Source organism: Faecalibacterium sp. I3-3-89 (assembly GCF_023347275.1).
GTDB lineage: Bacteria > Bacillota > Clostridia > Oscillospirales > Ruminococcaceae > Faecalibacterium > Faecalibacterium butyricigenerans.
Window position 1 is genome coordinate 1232427 of record NZ_CP094468.1, and the last position, 21185, is coordinate 1253611.

15 protein-coding genes are annotated in these 21185 nt (G+C 59.3%); 8 read left to right on the plus strand and 7 right to left on the minus strand.

Going from position 1 to position 21185, the window contains the following annotated elements:
• Positions 1-49: 49 nt before the first annotated feature.
• The 3 genes from hcp to MTP38_RS05700 all read right to left on the minus strand — a co-directional run bounded on the left by hcp (position 50) and on the right by MTP38_RS05700 (position 4264).
• Entirely contained in the window at positions 50-1651 is a 1602-nt protein-coding gene (hcp, locus tag MTP38_RS05690) for a hydroxylamine reductase (protein ID WP_158397159.1), read from the minus strand.
• 126 nt (positions 1652-1777) lie between these two features.
• Positions 1778-3130, minus strand: coding sequence for an NADP-specific glutamate dehydrogenase (gene gdhA, locus MTP38_RS05695; RefSeq protein WP_249234535.1), 1353 nt, complete (start codon positions 3128-3130; stop codon positions 1778-1780).
• Positions 3131-3433: 303 nt separating this feature from the next.
• Entirely contained in the window at positions 3434-4264 is an 831-nt protein-coding gene (locus MTP38_RS05700; RefSeq protein WP_249234536.1) for an Mrp/NBP35 family ATP-binding protein, read from the minus strand.
• A gap of 201 nt (positions 4265-4465) precedes the next feature.
• Between MTP38_RS05700 and MTP38_RS05705 the strand changes: the two genes are divergently transcribed.
• The 4 genes from MTP38_RS05705 to MTP38_RS05720 all read left to right on the plus strand — a co-directional run bounded on the left by MTP38_RS05705 (position 4466) and on the right by MTP38_RS05720 (position 9843).
• Entirely contained in the window at positions 4466-6055 is a 1590-nt protein-coding gene (locus MTP38_RS05705; RefSeq protein ID WP_249234537.1) for an oligosaccharide flippase family protein, read from the plus strand.
• A gap of 94 nt (positions 6056-6149) precedes the next feature.
• Positions 6150-8048, plus strand: a complete 1899-nt coding sequence (locus tag MTP38_RS05710) for a nucleoside-diphosphate sugar epimerase/dehydratase (RefSeq protein ID WP_249234538.1) — start codon at positions 6150-6152, stop codon at positions 8046-8048.
• 55 nt (positions 8049-8103) lie between these two features.
• Positions 8104-9399, plus strand: coding sequence for a diaminopimelate decarboxylase (locus MTP38_RS05715; RefSeq protein ID WP_249234539.1), 1296 nt, complete (start codon positions 8104-8106; stop codon positions 9397-9399).
• A gap of 48 nt (positions 9400-9447) precedes the next feature.
• Positions 9448-9843, plus strand: a complete 396-nt coding sequence (locus MTP38_RS05720) for a hypothetical protein (RefSeq protein WP_227620010.1) — start codon at positions 9448-9450, stop codon at positions 9841-9843.
• Between the two features lie 187 nt (positions 9844-10030).
• Here MTP38_RS05720 and MTP38_RS05725 read toward each other — a convergent pair whose 3' ends face one another.
• Both MTP38_RS05725 and MTP38_RS05730 read right to left on the minus strand, forming a co-directional pair.
• Positions 10031-10807, minus strand: coding sequence for a Cof-type HAD-IIB family hydrolase (locus MTP38_RS05725; RefSeq protein ID WP_249234540.1), 777 nt, complete (start codon positions 10805-10807; stop codon positions 10031-10033).
• A 173-nt stretch (positions 10808-10980) separates the two neighbouring features.
• On the minus strand, positions 10981-11985 hold the full coding sequence (locus tag MTP38_RS05730; protein WP_249234541.1) for an RluA family pseudouridine synthase: 1005 nt from the start codon (positions 11983-11985) through the stop codon (positions 10981-10983).
• Between the two features lie 231 nt (positions 11986-12216).
• Here MTP38_RS05730 and MTP38_RS05735 point away from each other — a divergent pair, with 231 nt between their 5' ends.
• The 3 genes from MTP38_RS05735 to uvrA all read left to right on the plus strand — a co-directional run bounded on the left by MTP38_RS05735 (position 12217) and on the right by uvrA (position 17931).
• The gene (locus MTP38_RS05735) at positions 12217-12951 is read left to right on the plus strand and encodes a JAB domain-containing protein (protein WP_249234542.1); all 735 of its coding nucleotides are present in this window, start codon (positions 12217-12219) and stop codon (positions 12949-12951) included.
• Between the two features lie 77 nt (positions 12952-13028).
• The gene (gene uvrB, locus MTP38_RS05740) at positions 13029-15086 is read left to right on the plus strand and encodes an excinuclease ABC subunit UvrB (RefSeq protein WP_249234543.1); all 2058 of its coding nucleotides are present in this window, start codon (positions 13029-13031) and stop codon (positions 15084-15086) included.
• Positions 15073-17931, plus strand: a complete 2859-nt coding sequence (gene uvrA, locus MTP38_RS05745) for an excinuclease ABC subunit UvrA (RefSeq protein WP_249234544.1) — start codon at positions 15073-15075, stop codon at positions 17929-17931. Before uvrB ends, uvrA begins: the two co-directional genes overlap by 14 nt.
• On the opposite strand, the gene MTP38_RS05750 is transcribed toward uvrA, so the two are convergent.
• Positions 17882-18577 (minus strand): sugar O-acetyltransferase, encoded by a 696-nt coding sequence (locus MTP38_RS05750; RefSeq protein WP_330221127.1) that lies wholly within the window; start codon positions 18575-18577, stop codon positions 17882-17884. The two genes, uvrA and MTP38_RS05750, sit on opposite strands and share 50 nt — an antisense overlap.
• 33 nt (positions 18578-18610) lie before the next feature.
• On the minus strand, positions 18611-19474 hold the full coding sequence (locus MTP38_RS05755; RefSeq protein WP_249234545.1) for a helix-turn-helix domain-containing protein: 864 nt from the start codon (positions 19472-19474) through the stop codon (positions 18611-18613).
• A gap of 249 nt (positions 19475-19723) precedes the next feature.
• Between MTP38_RS05755 and MTP38_RS05760 the strand changes: the two genes are divergently transcribed.
• Complete coding sequence (locus MTP38_RS05760; RefSeq protein WP_249234546.1) at positions 19724-21094, plus strand: MFS transporter; 1371 nt, start codon at positions 19724-19726, stop codon at positions 21092-21094.
• The last annotated feature ends 91 nt before the right edge of the window (positions 21095-21185 follow it).

Here is a 21185-nt window from a genome sequence, read left to right on the forward strand (position 1 = left end):
CTTGTGAAAAACAGACACGCAGAGTAGGAAATAGTATGCCTTTTCCGGCTCAGTGCCGGCCCAGACAGGCGGCAAGATCGTCCTCCGGCGTGGTGATGGGCCGGAGGTCATACTTCTCCTGCAAAACAGCGGCCACCCCGGGGGAGAGGAAGGCGGGCAGGGTGGGGCCGAGACGGATGCCCCGGATGCCCAGCGCCAGCAGGGCCATCAGCACACAGACCGCCTTCTGCTCGAACCAGCAGAGGATGATGGAGAGGGGCAGCTCGTTGACCGAGCAGTCAAAAGCTTCGGCCAGACCCAGCGCGATCCGGATGGCACTGTAGGCGTCGTTGCACTGGCCCACGTCGAGGATGCGGGGCAGACCCGCCACCGTACCCAGCGGCAGGTCGTTGAGCCGGAACTTGCCGCAGGCCAGCGTCAGGATGACGGTGTCGGGCGGGGTCAGCTTGGCAAAATCCGTGTAGTACCGGCGGGAGGGGCGGGTGCCGTCGCAGCCGCCGATGAGGAAAAAGTGCCGGATGGCACCCTCGTGGACGGCTTGGACGATCTCCTCCGCATGGCTCAGTACGGCATGGTGGGCAAAGCCGGTGGCGACCACACTGCCGCCGTTCATGCCCGGGATGAGGGTGTCCTCCGGGTAGCCGCCCAGCTCAAGCGCCTTGGCGATGACCGGCGAAAAATCCCGGTCCTCCCCGATGTGGGTGACGCCGGGATAGGAGACGACAGAGGTGGTGAATACCCGGTCGGCATAGCTGGGCCGGAGGGGCATGATGCAGTTGGTGGTGAAGAGCACCGGTGCAGGGATGTCCTCAAACTCCCGCTGCTGGTTCTGCCATGCGGTGCCAAAGTTGCCTTTCAGATGAGGAAAGCGCTTTTTCAGCTCCGGGTAGCCGTGGGCAGGCAGCATCTCGGAGTGGGTGTAGACATTGATGCCCTTGCCCTCGGTCTGCTCCAACAGGCACTTGGCGTCGTAGAGGTCGTGGCCGGAGATGACGATGAAAGGCCCTTTCTCGATGGTCAGGGACACCTCCACCGGCTCCGGGTCGCCAAACGCGCCGGTGTTGGCCTTGTCCAGTTCAGCCATGACCCGGTAGGCCATCCGCCCGGTGTCCTCTACCAGCTGGAAGAGCTTGTCCTTGTCCCGCTCCTGTGCGATGGCCCGCAGCGCCGTGCAGAAAAACAGGTCGATCTCGCCATCGGTATAGCCCAGCACCCGCGCGTGGTAGGAGTAAGCTGCCATGCCGCGCAGCCCAAAGAGGACAAAGGAGCACAGGCTCTTCCGGTCGGGGTCCGGCTCCTGCCACAGCTTCTGCATATCGTAGTCGGACACTGGTGCAGGTGCAGGGCTGGCCGAGGCAAAGGCTTCCTGCTTGGCCTTCCAGACCTTATCGGTCAGCTGCGCCACCGTCTGGGGGTCGAAATCAACATTGGTGATGGTGGTGAACAATCCTTCCGTCAGCAGGAGTGCCTGCGGGGGCCGGATGGGTCTGCCGATGTCCAGCAGCAGGGTGGCAAAGCCGATGAGTGCCCCGGTGAGCTTGTCCTGCGCGTCGGCTGTCTCGGCTGATTTGCCGCAGACACCCGCTTTTCCGGTGCAGGCCGTGCAGTTTGCCGCCTGCTCGCATTGATAACAGAACATCATTTCGTCCATGCAAAAACCTCTTTTCATTTGATGAAAGGAGTATGAGCGGGGCGGCAGACGGTTATGCAGGCAGGCGGGGCAAACCAAAAAAAGCCGCACCCTCGCGGATGCGGCCCTTGCAGATCAGGAAAAAGCTTAGTAGGTGATGCCCTGAGCCATCATGGCGGTAGCGACCTTCAGGAAGCCGGCGCAGTTTGCACCGACCATCAGGTTGCCCTCGGAGCCGGCAGCCACAGAAGCGTCATAGGAAGCGTGGAAGATGCCCTCCATGATGCCCTTCAGCTTTGCATCGACCTCTTCGAAGCTCCAGCTCAGACGCTCGGAGTTCTGGCTCATCTCCAGACCGGAGGTGGCCACGCCGCCGGCGTTGGAAGCCTTTGCGGGTCCGTACAGAACGCCGTTGGACAGATAGACCTCGATGGCCTCGGGAGTGCTGGGCATGTTAGCGCCCTCGCAGACCACGGTGCAGCCACCCTTCACCAGAGCCTCAGCGGACTCCTTGTTGATCTCGTTCTGGGTAGCGCAGGGCAGGGCGATGTCGCAGGGGACAGTCCAGACCTTGGTGCAGTCAGCAACATAGGTCGCATCCTTGTGGGTCTCAGCATACACCTTGATGCGGCCGCGGCGGACTTCCTTCAGATCCTTGACGTAGGCCAGATCGATGCCGTTGGGGTCGTAGACATAGCCGTTGGAGTCGGACATGGTGACGACCTTGGCACCCAGCTGGGTGGCCTTCTCGCAGGCATAGATGGCGACGTTGCCGGAGCCGGAGATGACCACGGTCTTGCCCTCGAAGCTGTCGTTGCGCATACACTTCAGGGCCTCAGCAGTGAAGTAGCACAGGCCGTAGCCGGTGGCCTCGGTACGGGCCAGAGAGCCGCCGAAGGTCAGGCCCTTGCCGGTGAGCATACCGCCCTGAAAACTGTTGGTCAGGCGCTTGTACTGGCCGAACATATAGCCGACCTCGCGGCCGCCGACGCCGATGTCACCGGCAGGGCAGTCCACGAACTGGCCGATGTGGCGGTACAGCTCGGTCATGAAGCTCTGGCAGAAGCGCATGACTTCCATGTCGCTCTTGCCGTGGGGGTCGAAGTCAGAGCCGCCCTTGCCGCCGCCCATGGGCAGGGTGGTCAGGCTGTTCTTGAAGGTCTGCTCAAAGCCGAGGAACTTCAGGATGCCCTGATTGACAGAGGGGTGGAAGCGCAGGCCGCCCTTGTAGGGGCCGATGGCGCTGTTGAACTGGACGCGGTAGCCGCGGTTCACCTGGACCTTGCCCTGATCATCGACCCAAGGCACACGGAAGGAGATGATGCGCTCCGGTTCGACCAGACGCTCGATGAGGCCGGCCTTCTCGTACTCGGGGTGCTTCTCCACGACGGGCTGGATGCTCTCCAGCACCTCACGGACAGCCTGCAGGAACTCAGGCTCGTTGGCATTGCGCTTCTCGAGGCCCTCGTAGACACGCTTCAGATATTCATTCGTCAGCATAGTAAGATACTCCTTTTCCCTTAACTCTATCGTGTAGCTCTATCATGAGGCTCCGGCTCTCCCGTTTCCACGGCGAGGACAGCGAACCTCAGCACACTTCGTTATTATAAAGCTTTATCCGCCGATTTACAAGATGGCCCGCCCTGCAAAAGCTGGAAAATCTTTCAAAAAAACTACAGAAAAGATGAACATACTTCACAAAAAAGAACGGGTGCTTCAAAAAGCGGCGATAACGCATGATTTTGCGAAAGAATAAAAATCCCCCTGCACCGGCCCGGGAAGGGCGGTGCAGGGGGATAAGTCTTACTTCAGCAGCTTCTCGCAGGCGTCAGCGGCACCCTCGAGGAACTGTCCGCCGTAGGTCTCGATCATGCCGGCGTCGGACAGTGCGGCCAGCTGGGGGTCGATGGGGCACTTAGCCAGCACGGGCAGGTGATGCTTTGCGGCCACCTCGTCCACATGGCTGTCGCCGAACACATTGATGTGCTTGCCGCAGTCGGGGCAGACGATGTAGCTCATGTTCTCGACGATGCCCAGCATAGGCACCTTCATCATCTCGGCCATGTTCACAGCCTTGGCGACGATCATGCTCACCAGCTCCTGCGGGCTTGCCACGACGACGATGCCGTCCACAGGCAGGCTCTGGAAGACGGTCAGGGGCACATCGCCCGTTCCCGGAGGCATATCCACGAACAGGAAATCGACGTCCTTCCAGACCACATCGGTCCAGAACTGCTTGACCGCACCGGCGATGACGGGGCCGCGCCAGACGACGGGGTCCTCTTCGTTCTCCACCAGCAGGTTGATGCTCATGACGTCGATGCCCATCCGGCTCTGGATGGGCCAGCAGCCCTTGTCGTCCACCATGGCGCGGCCATGGATGCCGAACAGCTTCGGGATGGACGGGCCGGTGATGTCGGCGTCGAGGATGCCGCAGTGGTAGCCGCGGCGTGCCATGGCGCAGGCCAGCAGGGCGCTGGTCATGCTCTTGCCGACGCCGCCCTTGCCGGACACGACGCCGATGACCTTCTTGACGCTGCTGTTAGGGTTGGGGGCGTCATGCTGGGGTGCAGCATTGCGGGAAGAACACGCTGCCCCGCAGTTGGAGCAGTCATGGGTACATTCTTCGCTCATTGTCTCATTGCGCACGGCCGTGGTGCCGGGGTGCGCTTCCTCCTTGCATTCTTAGATCCTGTCTGGCAGAAAACGCTCCGCCAGATGCAATATATATCATATCATAAAACTGGGAAAGAAACAACCCACGCCGCCGCTCATATTTCCCAGAGCGGCGTGCATACCTATAAAAGGATACGAGCAGGAAAGGGAGGGGGCGCAGTGGGGAAGAGCTATCTGAAAAACGCGGCCCTGATGACCGGAGCAGATGTCCTGCTCCGGCTGGCAGGGATGGGGCTGCGCATCTGGCTGGCGAACGCGCTGGGCGGCGAGGGGATGGGGCTGTATCAGCTGGTGCTGGCGGTCTACTCGCTTTTCGTCACGCTGGCGACGGCAGGCGTATCGGTGGCGGCCACCCGCCTGATGGCCGAAGAGCTGGCCCGAAGCCCGGCCGAGGCCCGGGGGATGCTGCGCCGTCTTCTGCTGGCGGGGGCCGGGCTGGGAGTGACGGCGTTGGCGGCCCAGTTCGGTCTGGCCGGCCTCGCCGCACGGTGGTGGCTGGGAGATGCCCGGGCGGCGGGGGCATTGCGCGTCTCGTCGCTGGGCCTGCCGTGGATGGCGGTGTCGTCGGTGCTGCGGGGCTTTTTCATCGCCCGACGGCGGGTCGAGCCGAATGTCCTGAGCCAGCTGGCTGAGCAGACCGTCCGCATCGGCATCGTCTGGACCGCGCTGGGCCGGGCCGACGCTCTCGGATGGGATGCGGGGCAGCGCTGTACGGCAGTGCTGGGCGCAACGGCGGCCAGCGAGGCCGTCAGCACCGGTCTGATGGCCCTGTTCTACTGCCGGGAGGCCCGCCGATGCTTCGGCTCACAGCCTGTACAGCGTCCCCATGACCCGGGGCGGCGGCTCTGGGACATCCTCTGGCCGGTGGAGGGCGGGCGATGTCTCGCCAGTGCCCTCCACACCGCCGAGAATATGTTGGTCCCAGCCTGTCTTGCGGTCTATCTGCAATGCTCCGGCGGGCGTGCCGAGGCTGTGACCCAGTACGGAAACCTGAAAGGGATGGCCCTGCCCCTGCTGACCTTTCCCTTCGGGCTGCTGGGGAGTCTGTCCGTCCTCCTGATGCCCGAGATCACCCAAGCCCATCTCCGGGGGCAGAGCAGGCGCCTCTCCGTCCTCATCGACCGGATGCTGCGGCTCACAGGCTATTTTTCGGCGCTGGCGGGGGCAGCATTCTGGGTGTGGGGACAGCCGCTGGCCGAGGCACTCTACGGCAGCGCGGAGGCGGGCAGCTATCTCGTCATCCTCGGCCCGGCCATGCCGCTGATGTACCTCGAGAGCATGGTGGACGGCGCGATGAAGGGGATGGGAGAGCAGAAAGCCGTCTTCCGGTACAGTATGTGGGACTCCTGCCTCCGCATCGCGGGGGTGGTGCTCCTGCTGCCCCGGTTCGGGATGAAAGGGTTCCTCTTCGTGATCCTGCTGTCCAGTCTCTACACCTGCGCCGCCAACACCGGGCGGCTGCTGTCCAGCTGCGGCCTGCCGCTGCGACTGTGGCGGTGGCTGGGGGCACCGGGTCTTGCGGGGACGGCCGGTGCCGGAGCGGGGCTGGCGCTGCGGAAGCTCCTGACCCCATGGCTGGCGAGAGGAGTGCCCGCGCAGCTGGCGGCGGTGGCGCTGGGCGGTGCGGGGATGACGCTGGTCTGCTTTGCGGCGGCATGGCCGCTGGGCCTCGGCGAGGAGCTGCGGGACGTGGTGGCAGGGGAGAGAAGACACAAAAGCGCTGGACATGGGGAGAAGAATCGAGTATAATGATACAGATACGATGGGGCGATAGGCCCTTGGGTCGAAAAAACGGCGGCTGGCGTCTCTCCGACACCGGCCCTGATGCAAAAGAGGACTTTTTGTGAAGGAAAAGAAAACAAGTATGCTGCAGGTGCTGGCCCGCCGGGCCTTTTTGGTGGTGCTGGACGCAGCCATCGTAGCCTTCAGCTTTTATTTTGCGCTCCTGCTCCGCGCAGACGGCGCAGTCGAGGCCTCGTGGTGGCCTCACAACCGTGCCCTGCTCTACGCGAACCTGCCGTGGATCGTGGCGGTCTATCTGCTCAGCTTCTTGGGCGGGAGACTCTACACCATCCTCTGGAAATACGCCGGAGAGCGGGACCTCATCCGTCTGGCTGGGATGATCGCTGCCCCGACGGTCGTGGTGTATCTGGTCAACCGCTGCTTCATCCATGGTGTGCTCTTCAACTCGGCCAACGCGATGGCTTCGGTGCTCATCTTCCTGCTCGTCGGCGGGAGCCGTCTGGCGTGGCGGCTCTTCCTGAACCACCCGCTGGGCGAGCGGCTGCGGGGCAACACCAGCAAAGACCCCAACCGCCCTGTGATGATCGTGGGCGCGGGCGAGGCCGGTGCGTGGGCCATCAACGTCTGCAAGAGCAACGGCAGCTACGGCCACCCGGTGGTGGCGGTGGACGATGACCCCGCCAAGCTGGGTCAGACCATCCACGGCGTCCCGGTGAAGGGCACGCTGGAGGAGATCCCCGACCTGTGCACCCGCTACAGCATCCACACCATCATCATTGCCATCCCGACCTTGCGGGGCAGCCGCCTGAACCATGTCATCGACCTCTGCGTCTCTACCCACTGTGCGGTGCAGATGCTCAGCGACCCCCAGCTTGTGGGGGCAGGCGCACCCCAGCAGGGGGCGTTCCGAGAGCTGAATACGGCCGACTTCCTCTCCCGTGAGGAGGTCACGCTGGACACGGCCCAGATCTCGGGCTACCTCACCGGCAAGACCGTGCTGGTGACGGGCGGCGGCGGCAGTATCGGCAGCGAGCTTTGCCGTCAGGTCATGCGCTTCAGACCCGCGAAGCTGCTCATCTTCGATATTTACGAGAACTGCGCCTACGAGCTGCAGATGGAACTACAACAGAAGTATGGCCGCGATGTGCCCATCACGGTGCTGGTGGGTTCCATCCGGGACAAGGCCCGTCTGGACGAGGTCTTTGAGACCTACCACCCCACGGTGGTGTTCCACGCCGCGGCCCACAAGCACGTCCCGCTCATGGAGATCAGTCCCGCTGAGGCCGTCAAGAATAACGTCTTCGGCACCAAGAACCTGCTGGTCAGCGCCAGCGAACACGGTGTGGAGCGGCTGGTGCAGCTTTCCACCGATAAGGCCGTCAACCCCACCAGCGTTATGGGCTGCACCAAGCGCCTGTGCGAGATGCTCATTCAGACCTTTGCGGGCAACACCGACATGAAGTGCGTGGCCGTCCGCTTCGGCAACGTGCTGGGCAGCCACGGCAGCGTCATCCCGCTGTTCGAGGCGCAGATCAAAAAAGGCGGCCCCGTCACCCTGACTGACCCCAACATCGAGCGCTATTTCATGACCATCCCGGAGGCCGCGCAGCTGGTGCTGCAGGCCGGCGCATTGGCTGAGAGCGGCAGCATCTATGTGCTGGATATGGGTGAGCCGGTCAAGATCATGGATCTCGCAAAGCAGCTCATCCGTTTCTACGGCTACGAGCCGGGCGTGAATATGGACATCAAGATCGTGGGTCTCCGCCCCGGCGAGAAGCTCTACGAAGAGCTGATGATGGACGAGGAACAGGACAAGATGCGCCGTACCGGCCACAATAAGATCTTCGTGGCTCCGCCCCGGAACATCGACCTTGGCGAGTTCTATCAGCAGCTTCAGGAGCTGTCTGCCGCCGCCGAGCACAACGACGACAACGTCGTAGCCCAGCTGGCCAAGATGGTGCCTACCTTTACCCCCACCCGGGAGAACCTCAAGCTGTGAACTGCTGGCTGCACGGCATTCGGCCGTGTAAAAATATATGAGAGGGATGTATATCATGGAAAAGAAACCGTTTTTGACTGAGTCGATGGCTCAGGACATCATTCAGGACGTGCCCACCCCCTTCCACGTCTACGACGAGAAAGGCATCCGGGAGAACGCCCGCCGCATCAACAAAGCCTTCAGCTGGAATAAGGGCTTCCGCGAGTATTTCGCGGTCAAGGCTCTGCCCAACCCCATCATCCTCCAGATCCTGAAGGAAGAGGGCTGCGGCGTGGACTGCTCCTCCCTGACCGAGCTGATGCTCAGTGAGGTGTGCGGCTTCAGCGGCAGCGACATCATGTTCTCCTCCAACCAGACCCCCGTGGAGGACATGAAGAAGGCCTACGAGCTGGGCGCTTATATCAACCTCGACGACGCCACGATGGTGGACTTCCTCGACCGGGTGGCCGGTGTGCCGGAGAACATCTTCTGCCGCTACAATCCGGGCGGCACCTTCCAGTTGGGCGAGAGCAAGGAGGGCTTTCAGGTCATGGACAAGCCCGGAGATGCCAAGTACGGCATGACCGAGGAGCAGATGATCGACAGCTACAAGAAGCTGGCTGCAAAGGGAGCTAAGAACTTCGGCATCCACGCCTTCCTCGCTTCCAACACCATTTCGGACGCCTACTACCCCGAGCTGGCTGCGATCCTGTTCCAGCTGGCGGTCCGCGTCCAGAAGGCCACCGGCGTCCACATCGCCTACATCAACCTGTCCGGCGGCGTGGGCATCCCGTACCGTCCTGAGCAGACTGAGAACGACATCATGGCCATCGGCGAGGGTGTCCGTAAGAAATTCGAGGAGATCCTGGTCCCTGCCGGGATGGGCGATGTCGCCATCTTCACCGAGATGGGCCGCTTCACCACCGGCCCCTACGGCGCGCTGGTGGCAACTGCCATCCACGAGAAGCACATCTACAAGGAGTACATCGGTCTGGACGCCTGTGCGGCCAACCTGATGCGCCCCGCCATGTACGGCGCTTACCATCACATCACGGTGCTGGGCAAGGAGAATGCCCCCTGCGACCACAAGTATGACGTAGTGGGCGGCCTGTGCGAGAACAACGACAAGTTTGCCATCGACCGGATGCTGCCCAAGATCGACATCGGCGACATCGTGTATATTCACGACACCGGTGCCCACGGCTCTGCGATGGGCTACAACTACAACGGCAAGCTGCGCAGCGCCGAAGTCCTGCTCTGCGAGGACGGCTCCCACCGTCTCATCCGCCGCGCCGAGACTCCCCGCGACTACTTCGCAACGCTGGACTTCCTGCCCTTCATGAAGCCGCTGCTGGGCGAGTACGACGACTAATCGGTCTTCTGAGACCATTACACCAGAATAAAGCGAGGAACGACGCAGATGTTTTTTGGATTCCAACTCACCTGTGGCCTGATGCTGGTCTTTTACGGGTATTCGGTCATGAAAAATCCCCGGGTCTGGGGCGATCAGGGCCGTCAGGCCGTCAAGGCTGAAAATTTTCCCGAGTACTGCCGTCAGAACGGACTTTTCTTCCTGAAGGCGGGCTTTCTTATGGCCCTCATCGGTGCACTGGACGCACTGGTAACGCTTTCAGGCCTGCTGTACGTCCTGCTGTACCTGTTCGGGCTGGCTTTCGCGTTCTATCCGCTCACCCGCTGGTGCAAAGAGAACGAGGGCTTTTCGTGGCCATGGCCTCGCGTTGAGAGCGAGAAAAAGCGCATCAAAAAGCTGCGTCAGCAGCAGGAGGCCGAAAAGGCGGAACGAGAAGAAAAGTAAATAGCAAAAAAGAGGCCGCTGTAAAAGCAACCTCTCAGTCTCACTTCGTTCGACAGCTCCCCTACCGAGGGGAGCCTCTGGCGAAGAGATTGGGCTTTCTGCCATGCCAAAGCCTCCCCTCGATAGGGGAGGTGGCACGGCGAAGCCGTGACGGAGAGGTTGAACACAGCGGCCTTTTTTTGTTTTCTTAAATCAAACCATTTTCTTTGCAGTAGTGGTAAATACCATCCTCCGCACAGGGACGACAGACCTCGCTGGCAATGGCTTTCAGGTCGGGGGAGGCGTTGCCCATGGCCACACTGTGGCCGACGGCCTGAAACATTTCTATATCGTTGTTCCCATCGCCGAAAGCCATCGCATCTTCCTTTGTCAGGCCGTAGTGGGCCAGTACCTTCCGGATGCCTGCGCCCTTGCCGCCCGAGGTGGGGATGATGTCTACGGCCCTGTCCCACCACGCGGCGATCTTTGCGCCGGTGGTGCCCTTGAGGATGGCAGGCCAGTCCTGCTTGCGGCAGCCCATCAGCAGCTGGAAGACTTCACCTCGGGAGACTTCATCGAACTTATCGGAAATGACCGGCGCTCGTCCGCCGATGGCGTAATATGCCGTTAAATCGTCATCCGTTCCGTTGGAGAGCAGCTGCGTCCGGCCCGCGACCGAAACGGGCCGCCCCAGAGCAGCCGCATTTTTGAGGATGGTCTGCACATCCTGCGGCGGGATGGGGCTGGCAAAAATATCTCCGCGGCGGTCGTAGCAGTAGGAGCCGTTGTAGGTAAGAAAGACGTCGAACTCCACGCCGTCGAATCTCGGCACGATGAGCGGGGAACGCCCGGTGGCGATGGCCAGCAGGATGCCGTTTTGCTGTAAGCGGCGCAGAGCGTCCAAAGTCGGCTTGGTGATGCGCTTTTTCTCCATGTCGATGAGAGTACCGTCGATGTCGAAAAAGATGATGCGGGGCTTGCGCATGATATGATACCTCCAATGCAAAACGAGGGGAGAGGCTTACTTATGAGCTGTGGTCGCCCCACGGGCCGGGGTTGTGCGGCTCGGCCTCTCTCAAAAGGGCCTCGGCGGTCTTGCGGTCAGGATACATCAGAATGCCTCCTTATTATAGCGCGTCGATGTCGGCCTTTTCCATCTTACTTCTCCTCGGCGGGGGCCTGCTTATTTTTATCCAGCGCGTCGAACTGCTTTACGATCTGCGGGTCTTTCAGTTTGATGACCTTGCCGGAGAGGTAGTGGAGGGTATTTTCCTCAGGGATGTCGAGGAAGCTGATACGGACGGCGCAGAGGGCCTGCGTCGTGGTGCCGGTGCGCTCGTTCATCTTCCGGTTGCCGTATTTGATGTCGCCCAGCACCGGCTTGCCCAGATAGGCCAGATGGGCACGGATCTGATGGGTGCGGCCGGTGATAAGGCCGATGCGGCAGAGGGCGAAGGGGCCTGCCGTCCGCAGCACATCCACATCGGTGATGATCTGCTTGCGGCGCTCGTCCTGTGACTGGTGGGCGTGGATGCTCACCTTGTTGTTCTTTTCGTCGTGCTCCCACCACGCGGTGAACCGTCCGCTCTGGGGGATGCCCACGGTAATGGTGTAATACTCTTTTTTGAGCAGGTCGGTGCGGATGATCTCGTTCATGTCCCGGAGGGCGGCGTAGCTCTTGGCCGCAATGACGAGGCCCTCGGTGCCCCGGTCGAGGCGGTTGCAGATGCCGGGCTTGAAGCGGTTCTCGCCCTGCGGGTCGTATTCGCCTTTTTGGGCCAGATACTGGGTAAATGCGTCCACGAGATTCGCGTCGCCGGTGCGGTCGCTGTGGCAGAGCAGGTGGGTGGGCTTGTAGAGGACGGCGATGTTCTCATCCTCGTAGATGACCGTCACCTTGGGCTGGTTCTGCTGTTTCTTGGGGGCAGGCTTATGGGCCGGCCTTGCACCCTCCGGCGGGAAGAACTCGTCGTTGATGTACAGCTCGATGAGGTCGCCGGCCTTGATGCGGTCTTCGGGCGCACCCTTTTTGCCGTTGACCTTGATGCGCTTGTTGCGGAAGCTCTTGTATAAGAGGCTGGTAGGGAAGTCGCGGGTCACGCTCTGGACAAAGCGGGAGAGGCGGACGCCCTCGTCGTTGGCGGTGGCAGTGTATTGTTTCATAAAAGCATATCCTTTTTTATTTTCTGAAAAGATGTCGTTTGTCTTTTTGCCGAAGCCCCCCTACAAGGGAAGCTGGAGAGGGGCCTGCGATGAGACTGAGAGGGCTGCTTCTACCTTATAATAATCTACTCTTCTCATGAAGTCAACGCAGAATATTTTCGGTCGGCTCTTGTCTTTTGCTGAAAATGGGGTACTATAAAAGAAACGACTGCAATGCAAAGGAGCACAGCTATGGCGGGACAGAACATAAGCCACGAGGGACACCGACAGCGGATGCGCACCCGGGTGGAACAGTACGGGCTGGAAAGCCTCGCACCCCACGAAGTGCTGGAATACCTGCTCTACATCACCAACGCCCGCCGGGACACCAACGGCATCGCCCACGCGCTGCTGGAGCGGTTCGGCAGCTTTACCGGGGTGCTGGAGGCCAGTGAAGAAGAGCTGTGCAGTGTGGCGGGCATCGGCCCGGCCAGCGCCCGGATGCTGCATCTCCTGCCCGAGGTGAGCCGATACTATGAGCACGACCGCACCAGTACCGAGGGTGCGCTGACGACCACCGAGCGGCTGGTGACTTACCTGAAGCCCCGCTTCGCCGGGGCAAGGCAGGAGAAGGTCCTGCTCCTTTCGCTGGACAGCCGCAGCCGGGTAAAGGGGGTCTGCTGGCTGAAAGAAGGGAACAGCCGGATGGTGGGTCTGGAGGTGAAGGATGTCGTCTCGGCGGCGCTCCGAGGCGGGACGGAGAGTGTTGTGCTCTGCCATAATCACCCGAACGGTGTGCCGCTGCCCTCCCGGGAAGACCTTGCCGCCACGGAAAACATCGTCCGTGCGCTGGGGCTGGTGAAGATACGCCTGCGCGACCACATCATCATCGCGGAAAATGAGTATTTTTCCATGCGGGAATCCAACCGCCTGCCCTTCTACGACTTCGAGACCGGCACAATGCTACGCCCATATGGAAGAGAATGATTTACATTATAAAATAATTGTGGTATAATAGCGCTACGACATACAACTAATCGTAGTTTCAAAAAGGAGGGCTTTTTGTGGCAGAGGAAAAATTCCATCTGGTGTCGTCCTACGCCCCCACGGGCGACCAGCCGCAGGCCATCGCCCAGCTGGTGGAAGGGGTAGAGCGGGGCGACCGCTGCCAGACCTTGCTGGGCGTCACCGGCAGCGGCAAGACCTTCACGATGGCGAATGTCATCGCCCAGTGCAACCGTCCCACGCTGGTGCTGGCCCATAACAAGACGCTGGCGGCCCAGCTCTGCACCGAGTTCCGCTCGTTCTTCCCGGACAATGCTGTGGAGTATTTCGTCTCCTACTACGACTACTACCAGCCGGAGGCCTATATCCCCAGCACCGATACCTATATCGAGAAGGACAGTGCCATCAACGACGAGATCGACCGTCTGCGCCACTCGGCCACGGCGGCGCTGTCGGAGCGGCGGGATGTCATCATCGTGGCGTCAGTGTCCTGCATCTACTCTCTGGGCGACCCTATTGATTACCGCAGCATGGTCATCAGCCTGCGGCCCGGGATGCAGATGGAGCGGGACGAGCTGTGCGAGAAGCTGGTGACGCTGCAATATGAGCGGAACGACGTCAACTTTATCCGCAATAAATTCCGCGTCCATGGGGACATCGTGGACATCTATCTGGCCTATATGAGCGAGCTGGCCATCCGGGTGGAATTTTTCGGCGACGAGATCGACCGCATCACCGAGTTCAACCCCCTCACCGGCGCAAAACAGAACGTGGTGAAGCACGTTGCCATCTTCCCGGCCAGCCACTATATCGTCAGCGCCGACAAAAAGGCTGCGGCCATCGAGAAGATCCGGGCAGAGTGCGACGCGCAGGTGAAGCAGTTCACCTCGGAGGGCAAGCTCATCGAGGCCCAGCGCATCCAGCAGCGGACGAACTACGACATCGAGATGCTCACCGAGGTGGGCATCTGCAAGGGCATTGAGAACTACTCCGCTGTCCTGTCGGGCCGCGCGCCGGGCAGTATGCCCACGACCCTGCTGGACTATTTCCCGGAGGATTTTCTGCTCTTCGTGGACGAGAGCCATGTCACCCTGCCGCAGGTGCGGGCCATGTACGGCGGGGATTATGCCCGCAAAAAGACGCTGGTGGAGTACGGCTTCCGCCTGCCGTCGGCCTTCGACAACCGCCCCCTCAAGTTTGAAGAGGTGGAATCCAAGCTCAACCAGATGATCTTCGTCTCGGCCACCCCCGGCGAGTACGAGCGCCAGAACAGCACGCAGGTGGCCCAGCAGGTCATCCGGCCGACCGGTCTGCTGGACCCGCTCATCTCGGTGCGCCCGGTGGAGGGGCAGGTGACAGACCTCTTGGGCGAGATCAATGCCCGCATCCAGCGGCATGAGCGCGTCCTTGTCACGACCCTGACCAAGAAGATGGCCGAGGACCTGACGGATTACTTCACCGAGCAGGGGATAAAGGTCAAGTATATGCATCACGAGGTGGACACCTTTGAGCGGATGGAGATCATCAAAGACCTCCGCCTCGGCACCATCGACGTGGTGGTGGGCATCAACCTGCTGCGTGAGGGCCTCGATCTGCCCGAGGTGAGCCTTGTGGCCATCCTCGACGCCGATAAAGAAGGCTTCCTCCGCAGTGAGACCAGCCTGATCCAGACCATCGGCCGTGCGGCCCGCAACGCAGAAGGTCTGGTCATCATGTACGCCGACGAGGTGACGGACAGCATGGACCGCGCCATCACTGAGACGGAGCGCCGCCGCGCCATCCAGATGGCCTACAACGCTGCGCACGGCATCGTGCCCAAGACCATCGTGAAGGCCATCCCGGACAGCATCGAGATCAGCGACAAGGCCGAGAACGCCAAGATGAACACCCGGCGGATGGGCAAGCTGGAGCGGGAAGCCGCCATTGACCGCCTGACCCGGGAGATGAAGGAGGCGGCGAAGCTGCTGGAATTTGAGCACGCGGCCTTCCTGCGCGACCAGATCGACCGTCTGCGCCGGGGCGAGAACCCCACCGTGGATTCCTCGGCGGAGACAGAGCGGAAGCAGAACCATGCACAGACACAAAGAAGAGGGAGAAAGTACCTTGGCAAACGATAAAATAGTCATAAAGGGTGCGCGGGAGCACAACCTGAAAAATGTAAATCTGACCCTCCCGAGGGAAAAGCTCATCGTCATGACCGGCCTGTCCGGCTCGGGCAAATCGAGCCTCGCCTTCGACACCATCTACGCCGACGGCCAGCGCCGCTATGTGGAGAGCCTGTCCAGCTATGCCCGGATGTTCCTTGGCCGGATGGACAAGCCCGATGTGGACGAGATCACCGGCCTGTCACCGGCCATTTCCATCGACCAGAAGACCACCAGCCACAACCCCCGTTCTACCGTGGGCACTGTGACCGAGATCTACGATTACCTGCGCCTTCTGTACGCCCGTGTGGGCGTGCCCCACTGTCCGGTCTGCGGGCGGGTCATCAGCCAGCAGACCGTGGACGAGATGGTGGACGCCGTCCTCAAGCTGGAAGAGGGGACGAAGTTTCAGGTCCTTGCCCCCGTCGTCCGCCAGCGTAAGGGCACCCAGCAGAAGGAGCTGGAAGCCGCCCGTCGCGCTGGCTATGCCCGCGTGAAGATCGACGGCAACCTGTACGATCTTGACGAGGAGATCACGTTGGAAAAGAACATCAAGCACACCGTGGAGGTGGTGGTGGACCGCCTCGCCCTGCGCAAGGGCATCCGGGGCCGTCTGGCGGACTCGCTGGAGACCGCCCTTGCCCTCACCGGCGGCGTGGCCGAGGTGGACGTCATCGGCGGCGAGTGCATGACCTTCAGCCAGAATTTCGCCTGTCCGGAGCACGGCATCTCCATCAGCGACCTGTCGCCCCGTCTCTTCTCCTTCAACAACCCGCTGGGTGCCTGCGAAAAGTGCACCGGCCTTGGTACCTTTATGCGGGTGGACGAAGAGCGCATCCTGCCCAACCGGAATCTCTCCATCCGGGAAGGGGCCATCAAGGCCAGCGGCTGGTACTACGCCGAAGGCTCTGTGTCGGAGATGTACTATCTGGGTCTGGGTAAAAAGTACGGCTTCACGCTGGATACGCCGATCAAGGATATGAGCACTGAAGCCGTCAACGCCCTGCTCTACGGCACCAACGGCGAAAAGATCGAGATGCACCGGACCAACGAGTTCGGCAGCGGTGTCTATTACAATACCTTCGAGGGCATCGTCGAGAACCTTGAGCGCCGCTTCCGGGAGACCAACAGCGAGTGGATGAAGGAGGAGATCGGCAGCTTTATGTCAGGCGTCGAGTGCCCCGACTGCCACGGCAAACGCCTCAAGCCGGTGGTGCTGGCTGTGACCATCGGAGACAAGAACATCAGCGACTTCTGCGAGCTGTCCATCCGGGACGAGCTGAAGTTCATCGCCGACAATGAGCCAAAACTGACCGAAAAACAGAAGCAGATCGGCGGCCAGATCATGAAGGAGATCAAGAACCGCCTGCAGTTCTTGCAGAGCGTGGGACTCGACTACCTCACGCTGGCCCGGGCGGCAGGCACTCTGTCCGGCGGCGAGAGCCAGCGCATCCGCCTGACGACCCAGATCGGCAGTGCGCTCTCCGGCGTGCTCTATGTGCTGGATGAGCCGTCCATCGGCCTGCATCAGCGGGACAATGATAAGCTCATCGCTACGCTGAAAAATCTCCGCGACCTCGGCAACACGGTCATCGTGGTCGAGCACGATGAAGATACCATGCGCAGCGCGGACTATATCGTGGACGTCGGCCCCGGCGCAGGCGTCCATGGCGGTGAGATCGTGGCTGCCGGCTCGGTGAAGGACATCTGCAAGGCCAAGCGCAGCATTACCGGCGACTATCTATCGGGCCGCAAGCGCATCGAGGTGCCCCAGACCCGCCGCACCGGCAATGGCAATTTCCTCACGGTGAGGGGGGCACGGGAGAACAACCTGCGGAATATTGATGTGAAGTTCCCGTTGGGAGAGTTTATCTGCGTGACGGGCATCTCTGGCTCGGGCAAATCGAGCCTCATCAATGAGATCCTGTATAAGACGCTGGCCTGTGAGTTGAACGGCGCACGTTCCCGCGCAGGCAGATGCGATGGGGTAGAGGGCCTCGAATTTGTGGACAAGGTCATCGGCATCGACCAGCAGCCCATCGGCCGGACACCCCGCTCCAACCCGGCCACCTATACCGGCGTCTTCAACGACATCCGCACCGTCTTTTCGCAGACACAGGACGCCAAGATGCGGGGCTATGGCCCGGGCCGGTTCAGCTTTAACGTCCGGGGAGGCCGCTGTGAGGCCTGCGAGGGCAACGGTATCCTCCAGATCGAGATGCACTTCCTGCCCGATGTCTACGTCCCCTGCGAGGTCTGTAAGGGTGCACGTTACAACCGGGAGACGCTGGAAGTCAAATATAAGGAAAAGACCATCTCCGACGTGCTGAACATGACAGTGGAGGAGGCAGTGGTCTTCTTCGCCAATCAGCCGAAGATCGCCCGCAAACTGCAGACCCTGCTGGATGTGGGGCTGGGCTATGTCACGCTGGGACAGAGCGCCACGACCCTTTCGGGCGGCGAAGCCCAGCGCGTCAAGCTGGCCAATGAGCTGGCCCGCCGCAGCACCGGCAAGACCGTGTATATCCTCGACGAGCCGACTACGGGCCTCCACATCGCGGATGTCCACCGCCTCATCGAGGTGCTGCAGAAGCTGGTGGATGCGGGCAATACCGTCATCGTCATCGAACACAACCTCGACCTCATCAAGTGCGCCGACCACATCATCGATCTCGGTCCCGAGGGCGGAAGCGCCGGCGGACTCATCGTGGCGGAGGGAACACCCGAGCAGGTGGCAGAGGTACCGGAAAGCTTTACCGGCCAGTACCTCAAGCCGCTGCTGGACAAGGACGCCCGCCTCCGCGCAGAGGGAAAATAAGGATACAGAAGCAGACAGAGCCGCAGCCCCCGAAAGGACTGCGGCTCTGTTGTTTAAAAAGCTTCGGATAAAATAAAAAAGCTCCCCAGTCGAACCAACCCGAAGATTGTTCGACTGAGAAGCAAATGGTCCCTACGTTAGCAGGAGTGTCCTTTGTCACAACGCTTCCCGCACCGATCACCGTATTATCCCCAATGGTAACACCCGGCACCACGATTACGCCAGCACCCAGCCAGCAGTTGCGTCTAATGCGGATGGGCAGATTGTACTGGTATGCTTTCTCACGCAGTTCCGGCAGGATCGGGTGGTTTGTGGTCGCAAGGACACAGTTCGGGCCGATCATGGTATGCTCCCCGATGTAGATATGGGTATCATCCACGCAGGTCAGCCCGAAGTTGGCATAGACATAATCGCCCATGTGAACGTGCTTTCCGCCCCAATTGGCGTGAAACGGCGGCTCAATCCAGCAGTCTGCGCCGCACTCTGCAAGCATTTCTTTCAAAAGCTGCTCCCGTTTTGCGTGTTCGGAAGGGCGGGTGTGGTTATAATCATACAGCCGCTCCATGCAAAGTTCCTGCTCTGCCATGATGGATTCATCCGTTGGGTCGTAGACTTGTTGGCTGTGGATTGCATTTTTTATCGGCATGGTTCTACTCTTCTTATTTATAAGGAATCCTTCTCATTTTTCAGTCGATTCTTCCAGATTCTTTCGGTACTGTGCCGGACTGACACCATACTCTTTCTTGAATACCCGGCTAAAATAGAGTGGGTTATCATACCCTACGATCTCTGCAATTTCTCCAATATTGTATTCGGTGTTCTCCAATAAGCTTTGTGCATTTACCATCCGAAGGGACAGGATGTATTGTGCAGGGCTTATTTTCATGTACTGCTTAAAATTACGGATAAACCAGTTCGTACTGATATGCAGCGATTCTGCGTAATCGTCCACACTGACCTTTGTATTATAATTCTCGTTAAAGTAGGCAGCGGCGGCTTCGATTTCTTCGGGGATGCTTGTAGTTGTTTTCTCGCTTTCCTGCTGTTGCCTGCTTACTAAAAGCAGAATGATGTTGAAGAGAGAAGCAATATAGTCTTCATAGCCATATTCGCATTGTTGCAGTTCCCGGATGATCTTTCGGAACAGCATTTTGTAGTCCGGCAGTGTGCCGCTGTAAAAAACGTGCTTGTCCAAGGGTATTCCGTGATAGTTCAGGATGTTTTTGACATCATATCCTGTAAAGTGAATCCAGAACACCTCTGGATGATCTTCTACATAGTAGACATACTTCTGGATTTCTTTCGGCTGATAAAGCACCATGTGTCCAGAAGTCACCACTTCCTCAACACCATCGAACCAGAAGTGTGCTTTACCAGATGCCACATAGAGGATTTGATAGTCTCTGCGACCCTTTGCCCAAAAAGTAGGTAGCTTAGGGCGTTTTTTCAAGCGATAAGTGCCGCAGCTGCCTACGACCAGCGGCTTTGAGTAGTCTTTGAAATCCAAACGGGAGTTGTTCAAATATCCTGAGTTGAAATACATCCCTGCGTCCTCCTCATCTTCAGAGATTTTACAGTGATTTGAGAAATGTTCTATCAAAAAATTACAAACTCTTTGATTTTGTGCATATTTTGTTCCATCTTGTCCATATCTTTTTGTTCCATTAGATTCTATAATATTTTCAGACGAAACGCAAGAGATTTGGGCAACTTGCGTAATGAGAATTCCAGTCTGAAGTGCGCAGCAGATTGGGCGCGCCCACATAAAACAAGCAAGATGGGAGAAAGCACAATGACTGAGAAGCGTTATCTAAAGTGGTATAATAAAGTCGGCTATGGTTCAGGCGATATTGCAGGCAACGTGGTGTATGCATTCCTGTCCTCCTTCGTCATGATCTATCTGACCAACACCGTTGGCCTGAACCCCGGTATTGTCGGCACTCTGATTGCAGTTTCCAAACTGCTGGACGGTGTGACGGACATTTTCTTCGGTTCTTTGATCGACAAAACGCATTCTAAGATGGGCAAAGCCCGTCCTTGGATGCTGTACGGCTACATTGGCTGTGCCATTACGCTGGTGGCAATTTTCGCCATCCCGACCAATCTGGGGCAGTTTGCACAGTACGCATGGTTCCTGATCGCATATACTCTGCTGAACGCTGTATTCTACACTGCCAACAACATTGCTTACTCTGCACTGACTGCTCTCGTCACGAAGAACAGTGCCGAACAGGTCGAGATGGGTTCTTGGCGTTTCATGTTCGCCTTTGCCACCAGCCTGCTCATCCAGTCCATCACGCTGGGTGCTGTTACGGCATTGGGCGGTGGTGCTGCCGGTTGGCGCACTGTTGCAATCATCTACGCCATCATCGGTCTGCTTGTCAACACCCTCTCCGTTTTCTCCGTGAAGGAACTGCCGGAAGGCGAATTGGTGGATACCACCGACAAAAAGGAAATCGAACAGGACGAAAAGTACAATCTGGTTCAGGCTGCAAAGCTGCTTGCTGGTAACAAATATTATATGATGATTTGCGTCACCTACATTTTGCAGCAGATCTACGGTGCCATGATCAGCATGGGCACCTACTATGCAACCTACATTCTCGGCAACCAGAATCTGTTTGGCGTGTTCTCTTGGGCAGTCAATATTCCTCTGATCATCGCTCTGGTATTCACCCCGACGCTGGTTGCCAAATGGAGCGGAATGTACAAGCTGAACGTCATGAGCTATACTCTGGCAACCGTTGCCCGTGCACTGGTCGCTGTGGCAGGTTACATGGGCAGCGGCAATGTGACCTTGATGCTGCTCTTTACTGCAATCGCAGCTCTTGGTCAGGGTCCTTGGCAGGGCGACATGAACGCCGTGATCGCAGCCTGCTCCGAGTACACTTGGCTGACGAAGCATAAGCGCGTGGATGGCACGATGTACTCCTGCACTTCTCTCGGTGTGAAGCTGGGCGGCGGTCTGGGTACTGCCATCACCGGCTGGCTGCTGGCAGCAAGCCATTTCGATAGTGCGCTGGCTATCCAGCCCGAATCCTGCATCTCGATGCTGAAGATCATGTATCTTGTGATTCCGTTTGCTCTGGATGCCATCATCACCTTCATTCTCTCTCGTATGAAGGTCGAAGAAGCAAATGAAAAGCTGCGTGCAGCAGCCTGATAAGAAGCCATTATCATTTCTCCTTCATCTGCTGTTCCCCGGAGGAATCCAGCGATTCCTCCGGGGAGGCTGGAGAAATATTATAAAATTA

What these genes read in the sequence shown, in the direction of transcription:
- hcp (WP_158397159.1), bottom strand. Translation starts at nt 1,651, where the DNA reads ATGGACGAAATGATGTTCTGTTATCAATGCGAGCAGGCGGCAAACTGC.
- gdhA (WP_249234535.1), bottom strand. Translation starts at nt 3,130, where the DNA reads ATGCTGACGAATGAATATCTGAAGCGTGTCTACGAGGGCCTCGAGAAG.
- MTP38_RS05700 (WP_249234536.1), bottom strand. Translation starts at nt 4,264, where the DNA reads ATGAGCGAAGAATGTACCCATGACTGCTCCAACTGCGGGGCAGCGTGT.
- MTP38_RS05715 (WP_249234539.1), top strand. Translation starts at nt 8,104, where the DNA reads ATGGAAAAGAAACCGTTTTTGACTGAGTCGATGGCTCAGGACATCATT.
- MTP38_RS05720 (WP_227620010.1), top strand. Translation starts at nt 9,448, where the DNA reads ATGTTTTTTGGATTCCAACTCACCTGTGGCCTGATGCTGGTCTTTTAC.
- MTP38_RS05725 (WP_249234540.1), bottom strand. Translation starts at nt 10,807, where the DNA reads ATGCGCAAGCCCCGCATCATCTTTTTCGACATCGACGGTACTCTCATC.
- MTP38_RS05730 (WP_249234541.1), bottom strand. Translation starts at nt 11,985, where the DNA reads ATGAAACAATACACTGCCACCGCCAACGACGAGGGCGTCCGCCTCTCC.
- MTP38_RS05735 (WP_249234542.1), top strand. Translation starts at nt 12,217, where the DNA reads ATGGCGGGACAGAACATAAGCCACGAGGGACACCGACAGCGGATGCGC.
- MTP38_RS05750 (WP_330221127.1), bottom strand. Translation starts at nt 18,577, where the DNA reads ATGCCGATAAAAAATGCAATCCACAGCCAACAAGTCTACGACCCAACG.
- MTP38_RS05755 (WP_249234545.1), bottom strand. Translation starts at nt 19,474, where the DNA reads ATGTATTTCAACTCAGGATATTTGAACAACTCCCGTTTGGATTTCAAA.
- MTP38_RS05760 (WP_249234546.1), top strand. Translation starts at nt 19,724, where the DNA reads ATGACTGAGAAGCGTTATCTAAAGTGGTATAATAAAGTCGGCTATGGT.